The sequence below is a fragment of the uncultured Psychromonas sp. genome (assembly GCF_947489755.1).
Classification (GTDB): domain Bacteria; phylum Pseudomonadota; class Gammaproteobacteria; order Enterobacterales; family Psychromonadaceae; genus Psychromonas.
Window position 1 is genome coordinate 1 of sequence record NZ_CANLFB010000023.1, and the last position, 16,814, is coordinate 16,814.

Genomic DNA, 16,814 nt, shown 5'->3' on the forward strand with positions numbered 1-16,814 from the left:
AAGGTATGCCACAATATTCGAATTCCTAGAAATAAAGTATTTGCTAAGACAGGAAAACGTGGGAAAGGAACGATGGGATGGTTTTTCGGTTTTAAACTTCACCTTTTAATTAATCATCAAGGTGAAATCCTTGCGTTAAACATCAGTCCCGGTAACACGAATGACCGTACACCAATACCTGATTTATGTAGAAATCTAACGGGTAAGTTATATGCAGATAAGGGATATATTGGAAGTAAGTTAACAGAAAAACTAAAGAGGTCTGATATTGATTTAGTTACAACTGTCCGTAAGAATATGAAAAGAAAAGTAATGTCAGCTTTCGATAGAGCTATGTTATCAAAGAGATACATAATAGAAACAGTTAATGACCAACTGAAAAACATATCTCAAATAGAGCATAGTCGCCATCGAAGTGAGACAGGGTTCATGCTCAATGTTATTTCAGGAATAGTGGCCTATTGCTTAAAAAAGAAAAAGCCATGTATTAAGGTATCTAAAAGTGAATTAGAGATGATGACAGTCTAATAAATGCTATTGCTTATCCAGAACTCAGGTTAATTAATAACAAACAAGTATGCTGAAAAAATAATCCCAAAGCGCTTTTGCTCATTGCTCTAAGCTATCGCCTAATTCGCCCAGCATTCATAGTCCAAAATCAACACACAAAAACACTGCAGGCTGAAGCCAGCGCCCCGTAAAGATGTGTCGTAAACTTCATTAATAACAACAAACAAGCAGACTGAAACATGCGTCCCGAAATAACGAACCAAAAATATAAAACAGGATTCCCAGAGCTCTTGACCTAGGGGCGCTGGCTTTAGCCTGCAGGGTTCCTGGTGTTAAGGTTTATTATTTTGCTCTTCGCGAACAAAGCATAAAACATACAATCGCAAGCGACACAAAACATCCTGCAAGCTGAAGCATGCGCCCCGAAGTAACGAACCAAAAAGATAAAACAGAATTCACAAAGCTTTTGACCTAGGGGCGCTGGCTTTAGCCTGCAGAGTTCCTGGTGTTAAGGTTTATTATTTTGCTCTTCGCGAACAAAGCATAAAACATACAATCGCAAGTAACACAAAAAAGATCTGCAAGCTAAAACAGGACTCGCAGAGCTCCTCCGCTCATGACACTAGGCTCAGCCTAACTGAGTTCTAACGTTCAAAGACAAATTTTGCGACGTTTTCTTGTAAATTTTTGGCAATAACAACCTGCGAAGTTGCTTCATCTTTAGCTGACTCAGCTTTACTATTAGTATCGTTAGCCAACATCGCAATTTTATTAATGTTCTTATCTAATTCAGCGACGGTTACTGCTTGTTCTTCTGTCGCAGTAGAAATTAAGTAACTTAAATCTTGCACTTCAGACATTTTGCTTTCAAAGCTTGCAATCATTTCATCGGCTAATTTCGCTTGCTTAAGACTTTCGTTTACCAAGCCTTCACTTTTTGTTGTCGCATCTACTGTCATTTTAGAATCTAAAATCATAGTCGATATTTTCTCTTGAATTTCTAACGTAGATTTTTGTGTACGTGTAGCTAAAGTACGTACCTCATCAGCAACGACAGAGAACCCCCTTCCTTGCTCACCAGCACGAGCAGCTTCAATAGCAGCATTAAGCGCTAATAAATTAGTTTGGTCTGCAATTTCAGTAATTGTATCCACGATATCTTGAATGCTTTTCACACCATTATGCAAATTATTGATAGCCGATAATGTCAGTTTGGTTTGTGATGCAACTTGTTCAATACTTTGGTGGTTATCTAACACTCTTTGTCGTCCATTTTTTGATAACTCAACCGCGTTAATAACTGCATCATGGGTTTTTTCTGTATGTTGTGCTACTTCATTCGCAGTACAACTCATTTCAACCAACGCTGTCGCAACCATGTGCAATTCATCTTTTTGCTGGTTAACGATATCGAGTGTGCTTTGAGACGTATTAACAACCGATACAACGGAAGCTTCTACTTTCTTTGAAGAGTCTTCAATATCTAATACTGTTTGTTTCAAGTTATTAATCACCTTAATAAGGTAATTGTTTAATTGTCCAAATTCATCATTAGATTGTGAGACAGGAATATTACGTAACACCCCATTAGATAAGGCATTTAGCTCCTCCATAAACTTGTTAATAGCATGACGAATAAGGCGCGTCATCGTAGTTGATAACACAAGAATACAAAGCAGAATAAAAATACCGACAACAATACTAATATTATTTTGACCTTGTGTGCTGTCATTAATATCAGTCGCTAACTTATTATTTTGTGCGAATGATTTATCTAACAATAATCCCGTTAACACACTCGCATTCTCTGTTTGCGCTTTTAATGTCGCAAAGTCAGTTTTCTGCTGTTTAATCGCCGCTAACCTTTGCTTCTGGATAGATAATAAACCTTGCTCACCTTCAATCGCATCTAACAAAGATAATGTCAGCGCAGACAACTTACGAACGAAGTTTTGATAAAATGTATCGTTTGAGGAAAAAATAAGAGAAGGTAACAAGCTGGAGTGCTGGTTCTGCCAGTTAATGAACTGTTGGTGGTGACTCTCTAAGGCCTCTAATGAGTTTGCATTCGCTGTCTTTTCAATAATCAACATACCCGAAATAACCGAAGCGTTAACCTCATTCACAATAGAAATAGTTGCTTCATCTTCTAACTCAATTAACGTATCAGAAAGTAATGGGGCTATCTTTTCCAATAACGTATCAAGCGTTAATACAATTTGATGCGTACTTTCAATGGCATTGACTATTTGTGATTGCTTTTTAATTAACAATAATGAATTTGCTTCAACCTCTTGCATATTATTTTTTAACTGCAACAAAGCTTCATCTACTACAGTTGAAAACTCTCCGCTTAAATGGAGCTCACTAAAGTCATGTAAAGTAGAAACGACCTGTTGATTATTCACAGTCAGTTTATTGGAAGTTTGTTTATATTGGTCGTTTGTTTCACTTGCTAATAATTTTAAAATTAATGGCTCAGTGGCTTTCACCAATTCATTGGTTTTAGAAGAGAAACGAATGACCGGTGAAGATTCATTATTAATGAGCGTTAGCCCCGATATAACTTGTTTTCCATTAACAAAGCTGAACAACACCATGCCGATGAAAAGAAAACCAATCAAGCCAAAACTCAGTATGATTTTGGTCGATAAATTGATATTAAATATTTTCATAAATCCTTTTTCATCCGTATTTGTCCCTCTTTCCATAACAGAGATCATAACTACACCATTTGACTATATTTTTTACATTTTGTAAATTTAAACATCAATTAACTATAACCATTTGATTAGTTTAGGTTAACACTCAAATAAATCGAATAATAAGATTCCCAAGCTATAAAATAAGCACTTTAACGAGATTTTTAAGCTTTGATTTTACATTAGCAATGCTATTATTTTGCTACTTTCATCAATTAACTAACACTTTTTATATAAATTAGAAGGTAAACTAGATGAATACACACTCGATTATTCAAACGCGATTAACCTTGTAAAAAGTTCCAGGATGGAAACCACATGAAAAAAACGTCTACCCTTTTCCTCAGTTTAGTATCGTTGGCATTCAGCGCGAATGTCTCAGCGATAGATCTTAATATTGCCACAGTAAACAATGCACATATGATGGAAATGAAAGCCTTAACACCGGCCTTCGAAAAAGATAATCCTGATATAAAACTGAAATGGCATATTTATAATGAAGGTAGTTTGAGAATGCGTGCAATTGCAGATATTGCATCTGCAGGTGGACGCTATGATGTCGTTACTATTGGTTTATACGAAACACCCATTTGGGCAAAACGAGACTGGTTAATCCCATTATCTCCAGATAATAATTATGACGTCAATGATCTACTTCCTTCTATAAAAGCAGGCTTGTCATACCAAGGAGAACTTTACGCGGCTCCCTTCTATGGCGAAAGCTCTATGTTGATGTACCGTAAAGACATACTAGATAAAGCCAATATATCTTTTAATAAAAGGCCTAACTGGACAGACATACAGAACGCAGCAAAAGCGGTGCACGACCCCGACAACGAAGTCTATGGAATTTGCCTAAGAGGTAAACCAGGCTGGGGAGACAATATGGCCTTGGTTTCAACGATAGCGAATAGTTTTGGTGGCCGATGGTTTGATATGGATTGGCAGCCAGAAATTAATACAAATGCATGGAAAAAAGCGGTTAACTTCTATGTTGAATTACTCAACAATTACGGCCCACCTAATCCAGAAAAAAATAGTTTTACCGAAATTTTAAGCTTATCCCGTCAAGGTAAATGTGCGATGTGGGTTGATGCCTCAATTGCAGCGTCATTTCTAACCGATAGCAAACAAAGTAAATATGCTTCACTTTGGTCTTATACTGAAGCGCCCTATCAAATCACCACAAGTGGTGCGAGTTGGTTATGGTCTTGGGCATTGGCGATCCCAAAAGAATCAAAAAATGTCGATGCTGCAAAAACATTTATTAGTTGGGCAACGTCAAAAGATTATATCAAACGTATTGCCGATAAAAACGGCTGGGCAAATGTACCAACAGGTACGCGTTTATCAACGTATAACAACCCTGACTATGTAAAAGCAGTCGGTGATTTTGCCAAAGCAGAATTAACTGCACTCAACGGCATAGATCCGGAAAACAATACGTTATATCCATCGCCTTATTCTAGTGTTCAATTTGTAACAATCCCGGAGTTCGTCTCTATCGCTGGTTTTGCAGGACAAAAAATAGCAGAGGCACTTGAAGGTAAAATCAGCGTAGAACAAGCACTAGATAGCGCACAAAAAATAGCAGAAAGAGAAATGCGCCGAGCAAATCACTAACCACCAGCCAACAAACAGAAAACATGGCGTTAATAGACAACGCCATGTTTTTCTGAAAATCCAAAAAGTAGACTGAAAAAGGAATCACAGAGCTCATTGCTTTAAACTGTCGCCTAATTCGCCTAGCACAAGAGGTAAAAACCAACACACAAAAAACACTGCAGACTAAAGTCAGCGCCCCTTTAAAAATACGTCGTAAATTTCATTAATCACAACAAACAAGCAGGCTGAAACATGTGCCTCGAAATAACGAACCAAAATATAAAAAAGGAATAGCAGAGCTCTTGACCTAGGGGCCCTGGCTTTAGCCTGCAGATTTTGTGTGTTGTTTTATATTTTTTACTACAAAAGCAAAATCAATAAGTATAAAACATTAAAACAGGAATAGCAGAGTTCTTGACCTAGGGGCGCTGGCTTTAGCCTGCCAGTATGCGAGTCATCGCATACGTCTATTCGCCACGGTGAACAAAGTGAAGAACAACAATTCAACACATAAAAATCCTAAAATAAAAAGAAGCAGGCTAAAGCATGCGCCCCGAAAAGATGTATCGTAACTTTCATTAATAACAACAAACAAGTATGCTGAAAAAAGAATTCCAAAGCGCTTTTGCTCATTGCTCTAAGCTATCGCCTAATTCGTCCAGCATCCATAGTCCAAAATCAACACACAAAAACACTGCAGGCTGAAGCCAGCGCCCCGAAAAGATGTATCGTAAACTTCATTAATGACAACAAGCAGGCTGAAGCCAACGCCCCGTAAAGATGTATCGTAAACTTCATTAATGACAACAAGCAGGCTGAAGCATGCGCCCCTGAAAATGTATCGTAACTTTCATTAATAACGATAATCAACAAGGCTAAAAAAGAATAACAGAGACCTTGCGATCATGAGATCGGACTGCCTCCTAATTCATCCAAACACCCTTACGGAATAGTCACAACCAACCTATCATCCAATTCCATTAACTTTACTTTCAACGCGTGTTTAGCGTCATCATCCCCATGTACAATAATGACTTTTTCAGGGCCTTTGCGAATACGCTTAATAAAATTGACTAAATTAGATTGGTCAGCATGTGCGGAGTAACCTGAAATCGTATGAACGCCTGCATTAACGATTAGCTTTTCACCATCAATGAACACATAACCGCCACTTGGTCCGTATTGTTGAATCTCACGCCCTAACGTCCCCTTAGCTTGATAACCGACAAACAATACATCAGCAGTCGGTTCACTGATAAACCGCTTTAAATAATTCACTACGCGCCCACCACTGCACATCCGACTAGCAGCAATCACTATCGCTGGTTTGCTACGATTCGCTAGATACTCAACCACTTGCATATGCTCTTGGTGTGTATCAACCGTATACAAACTCTCAAAGTTTAAAGGCTGCCTACCTTGCTTCACACGCCTTTTCGCTTCAGCATCCCACAAGGACTGAAAATATTGATAATGCTCAGTGAATTTAGCGGCCATCGGAGAATCAACAATTACTTCAATATCAGCCAATTTCTTAAACTTAGCTTTTGCGGTGATCTGTTCTAATTCATAAAGTAGTTCCTGTGTACGACCAATACTAAAAGCAGGAATAATCACCACGCCATTATCACTAATTGCTTTAATTAATACCTTCTCTAAACTCTTCGCACGTTCACGTCGCCCTTGATGATTCTTATCACCGTAAGTACTTTCAATAACCACAACATCTGCTTTATAAGGGCTTTTAGGGGAAGCTAATAAAGGAGAATAAGTTGCGCCAAGATCCCCCGAAAAAACAACTCGTTTAGCCGTTTGCTCTTCACCCTTTACATTAGACTTAGCCTTAACGTCAATTTCAATATAAGCAGACCCAAGAATATGACCTGCAGGCTGGAACTTAACTTTAGTGCGACTCGCCCCTTTTAACGTCACCTCAAACCACTGCTTGTAAGGCACAGCAATCAACTGTCCCTTTAAACGAGCCAAACAAGCTTTAATGATCGATTGATTACGGGTTACTCCCACTTTCAGCGCATCTTCAATCACCATCGGTAATAAAGCTGCTGTCGCTTCTGTGGCAATAATCGGCCCAGAAAACCCTGCCGCTAATAAATAAGGCAAACGCCCAACATGGTCAATATGACAATGGGTAACTAATAGAGCCTGAACCGTACTGATGTCAAACTCGATAGATAATAAATCATCATCACCTCGACCAGACGTTTCTGCACCTTGAAACAAACCACAATCAACTAATAAACTATTATTCGCGTCAACAATCAATTGATGACATGAACCTGTCACCCCATTAACGGCACCATGATCAAGTATCTGCATAAACCCTCCCAAAGCATTTTTATTGAGTATGGTTCAATGTAAATATAATGATAATAAGTCGTACGCTTATTACTCAAAAGTGAGAAGAGGGTTATTAATAAAGAGAGAATAATCATAAAAATACTACTTTAAGCGTTAAATACAGAAAGTAACAAATCAATATAATGACATTTTAGATACGAAAATATAACATCCTTACAATATTTGTTAACCATCGGTGAACTTTTTTATTAATTTTCATTTCTTAATAAAAATAATATTCAAAATTCAAGGTCGAAAATGAAAATAATAGAAGTATTAAAAGATATAGACTTCCAAGCCGAACACAATGGATATGATTCGATAGCAGATATGCACTATAAATATCGAATTACTAGTTTAGATAAACCTATTGTTATAACTTTTCCTCCTAACAGAAACGATATTAATACAGATCCTACGATCTCTCCTTTTAATTTCGATTTTTTGTGTAAGTATGATGTAAACATAATATGTTTTGGCGTGTTAGGTGCACACTCTGACAACTATTTCATGCACCCAGAATTCTCACAATTTATAGAAAAACTCGGAGTCGCTTTAAAACCATTCAAAGCACGTTTAGGCTATGCAAATAGTAAAGGCGGTTTTGGTATAGGTGCTTATGCTGAAGCCTTACGGTTAGATTATGCAATATTATTTCACCCCATAAGTACTAAGAAGCTAGATTTAGTCCCTTGGGATAATCGTCCCACGACTAAAGAGGCACAACATTTAGATTGGACAAAAAAATATAACGATATCAGCCTCGGTAATTGTAAAGGATATATTATTTATGACCCAGAGAATAAAATCGATGTAATGCATGCAAATAGATTTAAAAACTTTAAGCACGTAAAAATAAATGGTTTCGGACATGGCACTGGTTATTATTTTTTAGCGATGAACTCTAATATAATAAAAGAAATCCTTAGTGACTTTTTATATACTCAAGAAATAAATATACAAAACCTAAGACAAAAAACCAAATTGCTAAGATTAACTTCAGCTTATTACAAACCTTTAATAAAAAAGAAACCAAATAACAAAATATTACTAAAAAGTGAAAAAAAATTAAGTATATTACTTAATTCTCCTTTGATACAAAAAACAATGACATCTAAAAACCTGAATAAAGATGAAGTTGATAACATTAGAGATGCAGCTTTAGCTCTAGAGTATATTGATTTAAACAAAGCAATGAGCTTAATGAAAATAGCATTAAAATTAAGACCTGGCGGTATATTTATCAAAAACAAAATTATGTTTTACCAAAAAAAATTAGACGCTCGAAAATAAATACAAAAAGGGCTTAGTTAAAATGAGAGGGAAAAAAATGGAAGGAATCAAAGGCACTAAATCAGCTTAGTGCCTTAATCAATGTAAAAAATGAAATCTACTTTTTAAGTGTCAAAGACTTGTAAGTCAATTGCTGCCCAGTTTCCTTAGCAAACACTTCAATCTTGTCACCTTCTTTACAACGATTCGTTAAAGAAAAGTGTACTCCTATATAACGCTCACGAGGGAAATTAACTTTTGGAAAGTTGCCAAAAAAATTATCTGCAGTCATAACTTCAAGTAACTCTCCATTACATAACACATTAAATTCTACAGCCTTTTCTGAATGGCTGTAATATGCACATCCGGTCAATATATTATTAGGATTGATGGTAAAGTGACTGTAAACCCATTCTTTATTTTGCTGTGTTAATGCCACACGGTGAACATGTAAAAACTCAGCTTCTTTCACACAGTTAATATCAATCGGGTTTAATTTAGTTATTTTAGCTCTTAACTCAGGAGATATAGCTTCTTTTTCAATCGTTTTTTTCTTATTAACATTGGTTTCTATCACTTTAAGAGAAAGCCCATAATAACTATTAATAAGCTGTATACTTTCTTCATAACAATCAGTCAGACCTACATAGCCAATTAACCCAAGCGGTAAAGGGGCTAAGTTTTTTCTCTGAAAATTAGAGGCTAAAGGACGCTTTAAAAATTGCGCTAAAGTACCTTTAAATCCATGAAAAGCAACATAATGGTTGTAATGAGAAACCACCTGTTGAATAGGCTCCCTTACAAAAGAGATAATATGACGCGCGGATACTATGTCCGAATACTTCGCTAGCGTAACATGACCTACTAACCAAGTATTTTCAACTTCATTAAATGATTTTTTCAGATTCAATGGTGCCTGTTCTCGGTAGATATGATCTAAAATCAGGCTATGAGTCTGAGAAGAGTGTTTCCCATAATCACCTATTACTCTATGCTCGCTTTCTAATGCTTTTCTAAAGCTAGTACCCGCCGTTTTTGGAATATGTATAAAGAAGAAGTTATTCTTTTTTTCTAAATGAGTACGCTCTCGATACTTACTTGTTCCGTCAAAACCAATAACTTCGCTCGCATCATAATCAGCTACTCTCTGTTTTATCGACGAGGCTTTAATACGTTCGCTTATTTTTTTTGAGATTTTTTTAAACATAGAGACCTAATACTAAAAGTTATATTACTTGATTTATCTAAACGTAGGATGAGGTAACAAAGTAGATTTTATCTTAAGGTGAAATCTTCTCTATCGAGAGTAAGCCACTGGCTATAACAAGGGTCATTCAACAAAGGCTCACCCCATGTCTTTTTCATATAATGTACTTCTCTCATAAAGCGAGCTTGCTTCTCTGGCGTATCCTCAGTACCACGACTTAAAGACTCATGATGCACCATCTCAATATAAGGTGACCATAGATTACGATAGCCAGCTTTCTGGACCTTTAAGCATAAATCCACATCATTAAAGGCAATCGTTAAATGCTGTTCGTTTAACCCACCAACCTGCTGAAACACATCCTTTCGCACCGCTAAACAGGCCGCCGTCACAGCGGATAAATTTTGAATCACCTGTAAACGTTTAAAATAACCAGGGTGTCCCTTAGGGAAGTATTTATGAGAATGCCCTGCGACACCTCCTAATCCAGTGATAACACCACCATGTTGTAACTTACCATCAGGGTAATAAAGTTTAGCGCCAACACAACCAATATCAGGGCGACTAATATTCGCCACCATATCCGTTAACCAAGTATCAGACAATATCTCGATGTCATTATTCATCAAAACTAACAAATCACCTTTTGCTTTAGTGACTGCATAATTATTAATCGCAGAATAATTAAAGGGCTTATCGTATGAAATAAGCCTTACCTTACCTTCAGCTTCAAGTGCTTTGAAATAATCTACACTAGCCAAATCATCGGACTGATTATCTACCAGTAGAATTTCAAAATGAGGGTACAAAGTTTTTTTATAAATAGAATTAATACACTGCTTAACCAGTTTTTTAGCATTCTTGGTAGGGATGATGATCGAGACTAAAGGCAGCGAATCTGAAATTGGCCAATTCACTTTATACGTATTGGCTAACTTCCCTTGCTCAACAGAAGCAACTTGTCCAGCTAACGCGTTTTGTAATGCTTTTAACCCAGCTTGAGCTGAATATGACTTTTCAGATTCAGCCAAAGCGGTAGATCCTTGAATCGCTCGCCAGTGATATAACACATAAGGCACATGCACTATCTGTTGGTCATGACATTTAGCCACACAACGCAATAACAAATCATAATCCTGGCTACCTTCAAAACCAACACGAAAGCCGCCAACAGACTCCACTAACGTCCGCTGATAGACACCAAGGTGAGAGATATAATTCATGGAATACAGTAAGTCACGATTCCACTGAGGCTTAAAGTGAGGTGTTACTCGTTCGCCTGTCTCAGTAATTTTATCTTCATCGCTATAAAACACTTTTGCTTCAGGGTTATCATCAATAGCCTTTGCCATTGCTGACAACGCATCACAATGTAAGAGGTCATCATGATCCAACAACACAATATAATCATCAGTAGTCGCAGCTAAACCATCATTAGACGCTTGTGATATATGCCCGTTTTCAGTTCGTTGAATAACGGTAATTCGTTTGTCTTCAGCTAGCGAATCGAGATATTCAGTCAACAGCTTATCTTTAGAAGCATCATCAACCAGTATTAATTGCCAATAACGGTAACGTTGCAATAAAACAGACTCAACCATCTCTTTAAATAAAGCCAGATCAGGTTGATAGATAGGGACAACAATAGAAAAAGTAGTTTTTAATTGATTAAGTTTAATACCTGAAAGTAGCTTATTTTGCACTACTTGTATCTCAGAGTAACCACCATCAATAGGCAACTTCATAAAATATTTTCGGTATAAATGCGCAAGCCAATCAATTTTTTTTAAGTGATTTCGTATAAAAAAAGGAAGTATTTTAATCATATAGAACGCCTATTTAGAATAATTAAAAAAGTTATAGATATATCTATAACTTTTTTACGGAAACTAAATTTTAACTACCTTTTTTCAGTTTTGACTCATAACTAATTACTTTACGCTGAATGATTACCCCTTTAGGCCTTCCTATTAAAGCTATTTTCATTAGATCTAAAGATACATTTAGGTCGAAACGCTCCATATGAATAGCTAAATCTCTTAACCTATCAACAGGTCTTTCCATTTTTAGCAATCCATTGCCAAGAGCTTTCATACGCTCATGTAAAGCAGGAAATGCACTAGTACCGTTTAATACCGTATAATAAGTTTCAATATCTTTACATATATCTTCATCATTAACATCTAAAACTAGTTTTGCTCTTTCTTTAATTTCATCTCTTTCCGAAACTAAAATATCCAATAAATTACATCTAGTAATAAAACTATTTAGGCTTTCGTAATAACTATTTAAAATATCCTTAGGAATTTCAATATTTAATAAACCACCTTTCTTAACAATTCCATTCCGGTTATTTTTCAACCTTAGTGTTGAAGCTGGCCTTTGCCTTAATAATAAAGCTAAATACTCTAAGTCTGAGCGAATCATTCGGTGAAGAATAAAGGCTTTTTGATTATCAGAAAAAACAGTGCTAGATATTTCTCTATGCTTACCAGGCACAAAAGGTAAGCCACTTGCATCTATATGCAGGCCATTTTCTTCAGATAATAGAGGAACATGAACTGTAAATTTTTTGACTTTAGTATAGGCGCTTCTTGATATTAAAGTTTTAACTTGTGGTCTGATATAATATTCATCATTCGCAAATGGAGGCAAAAACCCCTCCTTATCAGCTCCTTGACAAGCCCAATGAATTGATAGCATTTCATTATCAGGAAATGAACTAATAAACTCCTTTATACTCTTTTTAAAACATTTTGGATAAAAGAACTCATCCGCATCAAGGCTTAAGCAATGTGTAACATTCTTATCCTTAAAAACCTCATTCGCTAAAAAACTATAGGATAACCTCTGCATGTTAGGGTTAATTCCACTTTCATCTGAATCTTTATCAATCCAATCGGTAATAAAATACTTAACTGATTCATATTTTTCACAAATTCTATCTAAAACCTCGATAGTTCTATCTGACGTTCTATTTACGGCTAAATAAATATGCTTAAACCCAAAATGATGGTAATGATGGATCCATTCATGGATATAGACAGACTCATCTTTAATAACTGCGAGCACAGCAACTTCATTACAGACACTAGGTTTATTTTTTTTATTATTGAACATAGTCAACAATGAGGTAATATATTCGTCTTCGCCATGTAGTTTTTTAGCTTTTTCCATAATTAGAATTGCGTTATCTAAGTAATCATTACTTAAAAAAACAGCTAACTCACATAAAAACTCGCAAAACTCTTGAACTTGATTATTGACCTTTTTATCTAAAGCCCATTTCACAACCTCGTTTAATATTTTTTCTTCATCATCCTCTTCTGAATTTAGAAGTGCACTTGAGGAATTAGAATTGTCTAACTTTATAAAATCATTGTTATGAATTAAATTGTCATTGATCCAGTTTAGGTCTTCAGTCGCATGCTTCTTTGTTTTTTCTAGCAATTCATCATCATAGAAAACGGCGGTAGACAGCTCTGGCGACATATTGATGAGATAATCTGATATTTCAGTTGAAAAAACACCTTTATGCAGCTCGTTCATTTTTCTTAAAACTTCTGACTCAACGAAGGTGAGGCTACGATTAACTTTTTTATTTTTTACAACAAATTTATTTGCTTTAATACCCAACAATTGAGCAAAAGAGTTATATATATTCCCCTTACAGCTATCATAATTTAAGACTTGAAAGTTTTTATCAAAAACCTTATTGTAGTTTTCTAGAAAGCGTCTTTGAGGTTTATAACCCATTCCTTCTTTTTCACCAAAACGAAATGTAAAACCATGTCTTTTTACTCCCTGTAAATAGTTGGAATAAAGTAACTCATAAACACTTCTCGCATAAGCAATAACTTTTACTGATATATCATGTTTTTGACAAATATCATTTATCTTTTTTATCGCTAAAGGAGCTATATTTTGTAGCGTTTCGCTACTAATAATGGCTTTTTTATTATTTTTAAAATATACGCTTAATATTAACCTTTCAGCTTCTTCCCAATTTTCACTATTGCAAGCGTGAAATAACATAACACCATTTCCAGCTGTTATTTTTCCTTCTTTTGCGCTAGGGCTTAAATCAGCATAATCAAATCCCTTTTTACTTAGCTTACTAACATTTAACGATAACCAAGATTGAATAGCCGATGATCCCGTTTTACTAAGTCCAATATGTATATATAGTTTTTTCATTATTTACCTACTGAGAAGTCTTCACGTTCTACGCTTAAGTTTGGGCTATAGCAAGGATCTGCTTTCTTGTCGGTGTTCCATGTGTTTTTCATATAATCAACTTCTTTATTAAAACGAGCTACTTTTTCAGGATTGTCTTCTGCACCACGACTGATTGACTCGTAATGATATAACTCTGCATATGGCGTCCATAGGTTTCTGTAACCTGCAGCTTGTACTTTCAAACAAAAATCAACGTCATTAAATGCCACTTTTAAATCTTCTTCATTTAGGCCATTTACTTGATCAAAAACTGATTTACGCACCAGTAGACAGGCAGCTGTTACCGCAGACAGGTTTTGCACTAGTTTTAGACGGTAAAAGTAACCAGGATGGTCACGTGGGAAATACTTATGGGAATGGCCAGCAACACCGCCTAAGCCGTAAATAACACCTGCATGCTGAATAGTGTCGTTCTCAAAATACAGCATAGCGCCAACACAACCAACATCTTCACGTTGAGCGTGAGAAACCATCTCTGTTAACCAATCAGGCGTGATCACTTCAACATCATTATTAACTAAACCAATGATAGTGCCTTTGGCTTGCTTAGCAGCAAAGTTGTTAATCGCAGAGTAATTAAATGGGTAAGGGTAACGAAGCACAGTGATTTTTTCATGCTTATCAAGTTCTTCAAAATACTCTAAAGCAACAGGGTCGTTAGAGTTATTATCAACTAATAATATTTCGTAATTTTGATAAGTGGTTTTTTCTAGGATCGAATCAATGGCTTGCTTTGTAATATCATAACCATTGTAAGTTGGAATAATCAGCGACACTAAAGGTTCATCAGCGATTTGCCAATTCACCTTATACATATTGGCCCCCGCTCCCTTTTCAACGGTTACTTCTTTATTTATGGCTTCAAAGTGATCTTGTAACGCTTTAATACCTGCATCAGTAGTGTAGGTCTTCTCTTCAGAAGCAAGAGCAGTCGAACCTTCTACCATACGCCAGTGATAAAGCACTTTAGGGATATGAACGATATTAGCTTGGTTTATTTCACGCGAGTAGCGCAGCAATAAATCAAAGTCCTGGCTACCTTCATATCCTTCACGAAAACCACCAATTTTATTAACGATTTCTGTTTTATAGATACCGAGGTGAGACACGTAGTTTTGGCTGTATAAAAGGTCTAGATTCCAGTCGGCTTTAAAGTGTGGTCCACTACGTACACCCTCTTCATCTATTTTATCTTCATCACTGTAAATCAATTCAGCTTTAGGCTGTTGATTTAGCACTTCAACTACATGATACAGAGCATGTATATGTAACTCGTCATCATGGTCTAACAATGCTGACCATTCACCTGTTGCCATTTCTAAAGCACTATTACTTGCTTCTGAGATGTGTCCATTTTCTTCGCGGAAAACGACTTTAATGCGTTTATCTTTTGCTGCGTATTCTTCTAACACTTCACGAACATCTTCATTCGGTGATTTATCATCTGCTAAACAAAGCTCCCAATTGTCGTAAGATTGCTTAATCACAGACTCAATACATTCAATCAACAGTTGTTTTTCAGGGTTGTAAACAGGAACGATAATAGAAATAAGCGGTTTATGCGTAAAACCTTTAATATTTTGAAGGGCTAAAGAGGCAGTCACTACTTCATGGTTATTAATCCATTCTTGGTAAGATTGAGAGCTAGCGGAATTAGATTCAGTTCTAAAATCACAATAAGCACGATTTTCTGCACAACCATGGTTTACAAAGTGTAATAACAGATTTGCTTCCCATCCTGTTAAATCAGGATTCTGTGCAACATAAGCAGAGGGAGAGAAATAAGGGTTCGGTTTACGCCCTTCTGCTTCACCATGTTTAATGTAGTGCCATAAAGGATTTAAGTTAGCTTCTTTAACATCAGCATTTTCATAAAAATAATACGCTGTAGAGAAATGCGGGTGAGGATTGTAGAATTGATCAGCACCTTCAGCCAGGTAATGATCTAATGCGCTATTGTAAGGAGTATATTGCCCATATGTACTTACATAAAAAATTTCATCGAATAGGCCTGATGCATTAACGTCATTAAAAATATCCTGACTAACATATTTACACTTACTTGAAATTCCTAATATTTTTTTTATCTCATATTTAGCTTTAGTTGTTAATTTCATGTTTATTTACCATTAAAAGAAGGTTTATATATATGTAAGGTTTAAGGCTACTCAGCTTGTATAAAAGTTCAAAGAAATAGCCGGATAATTACTCTACTTGAACAATAACGTTTTATACTGCAACACTTTGTTGTTAATAAAGGGCCCGTTAGGCCTTGCTTGCTGTGCTAACAACATTAAAGAGAGTGCTTTAGGTAAGTTAGTCTTTTCTAATTTCACTGCTGCATCACGTATGAAATCAACATCATTTTTATTTTTTAAATCTTTCAATGTCACAGTCTTGATATCAATTTTTTTAGACTCATTTTTAATCTTAAGAAAAGAAAAAAGGCGCTCGGAAATCTCACTTAGACGTTTATCATCCAAATTCGACAATACACGAGTCATCGCAGTAATTAACTCATGTTCACCTTCAAAATTTATTTGACCTTTATGCAAAGCGGCTAATATAACCTCTTTATTTTGTAAATTTATTGCAGTATCGAAGTCAATACTAACTTCAAGATTAAACTCTCTTGACTTTATAGGTCTAAATGTGGAACTTTGATGGATTACGCTCCAACTTTTTTTAAGCCCGTTCACTTTAATATTAATGATTTTATGGTTAAATTTAGACAACTCATGATGAGCAAAAATATAGTTTAATGCCTTACAAAGAGCTTTACTTTGAAGCGAAGAAGGTGTTAGCGCTAAAGCTGTTGAGATGATTATTTTTTTCATACTAATCCGTAGTTTACAAGATTCTCCATTGGAAATTCATCCTACAGAACTCCCAAAAAAAATTCATCTTTTTTTTACCTGCAT

The 16,814-nt window shown here is 35.8% G+C and carries 10 protein-coding genes; 3 read left to right on the plus strand and 7 right to left on the minus strand.

Annotated features, from left to right (window positions below):
- Positions 1-528, plus strand: a 528-nt coding sequence (locus Q0794_RS13060; protein WP_298942594.1) for an IS982 family transposase, incomplete at its 5' end; no start/stop codon positions are given.
- 626 nt (positions 529-1,154) lie between these two features.
- On the opposite strand, the gene Q0794_RS13065 is transcribed toward Q0794_RS13060, so the two are convergent.
- On the minus strand, positions 1,155-3,233 hold the full coding sequence (locus tag Q0794_RS13065) for a methyl-accepting chemotaxis protein (protein ID WP_298942596.1): 2,079 nt from the start codon (positions 3,231-3,233) through the stop codon (positions 1,155-1,157).
- A 297-nt stretch (positions 3,234-3,530) separates the two neighbouring features.
- Here Q0794_RS13065 and Q0794_RS13070 point away from each other — a divergent pair, with 297 nt between their 5' ends.
- Positions 3,531-4,835 (plus strand): sugar ABC transporter substrate-binding protein, encoded by a 1,305-nt coding sequence (locus Q0794_RS13070; RefSeq protein WP_298942598.1) that lies wholly within the window; start codon positions 3,531-3,533, stop codon positions 4,833-4,835.
- A 924-nt stretch (positions 4,836-5,759) separates the two neighbouring features.
- Here Q0794_RS13070 and Q0794_RS13075 read toward each other — a convergent pair.
- Entirely contained in the window at positions 5,760-7,154 is a 1,395-nt protein-coding gene (locus Q0794_RS13075; protein WP_298942600.1) for an MBL fold metallo-hydrolase, read from the minus strand.
- Between the two features lie 279 nt (positions 7,155-7,433).
- Between Q0794_RS13075 and Q0794_RS13080 the strand changes: the two genes are divergently transcribed.
- The gene (locus Q0794_RS13080) at positions 7,434-8,468 is read left to right on the plus strand and encodes a hypothetical protein (RefSeq protein WP_298942602.1); all 1,035 of its coding nucleotides are present in this window, start codon (positions 7,434-7,436) and stop codon (positions 8,466-8,468) included.
- A gap of 97 nt (positions 8,469-8,565) precedes the next feature.
- Here the strand turns inward: Q0794_RS13080 and Q0794_RS13085 are convergent, their stop codons facing one another.
- The 5 genes from Q0794_RS13085 to Q0794_RS13105 all read right to left on the minus strand — a co-directional run bounded on the left by Q0794_RS13085 (position 8,566) and on the right by Q0794_RS13105 (position 16,730).
- Complete coding sequence (locus tag Q0794_RS13085) at positions 8,566-9,654, minus strand: sulfotransferase family 2 domain-containing protein (protein WP_298942604.1); 1,089 nt, start codon at positions 9,652-9,654, stop codon at positions 8,566-8,568.
- A gap of 68 nt (positions 9,655-9,722) precedes the next feature.
- Entirely contained in the window at positions 9,723-11,480 is a 1,758-nt protein-coding gene (locus tag Q0794_RS13090) for a glycosyltransferase family 2 protein (RefSeq protein ID WP_298942606.1), read from the minus strand.
- 70 nt (positions 11,481-11,550) lie between these two features.
- The gene (locus Q0794_RS13095; RefSeq protein ID WP_298942608.1) at positions 11,551-13,851 is read right to left on the minus strand and encodes a glycosyltransferase family 2 protein; all 2,301 of its coding nucleotides are present in this window, start codon (positions 13,849-13,851) and stop codon (positions 11,551-11,553) included.
- A complete protein-coding gene (locus Q0794_RS13100) occupies positions 13,851-16,010 on the minus strand; it encodes a glycosyltransferase family 2 protein (protein WP_298942610.1) in 2,160 nt (719 codons plus the stop codon). Before Q0794_RS13100 ends, Q0794_RS13095 begins: the two co-directional genes overlap by 1 nt.
- A gap of 93 nt (positions 16,011-16,103) precedes the next feature.
- Positions 16,104-16,730, minus strand: coding sequence for a hypothetical protein (locus Q0794_RS13105; protein ID WP_298942612.1), 627 nt, complete (start codon positions 16,728-16,730; stop codon positions 16,104-16,106).
- Positions 16,731-16,814: the final 84 nt, after the last annotated feature.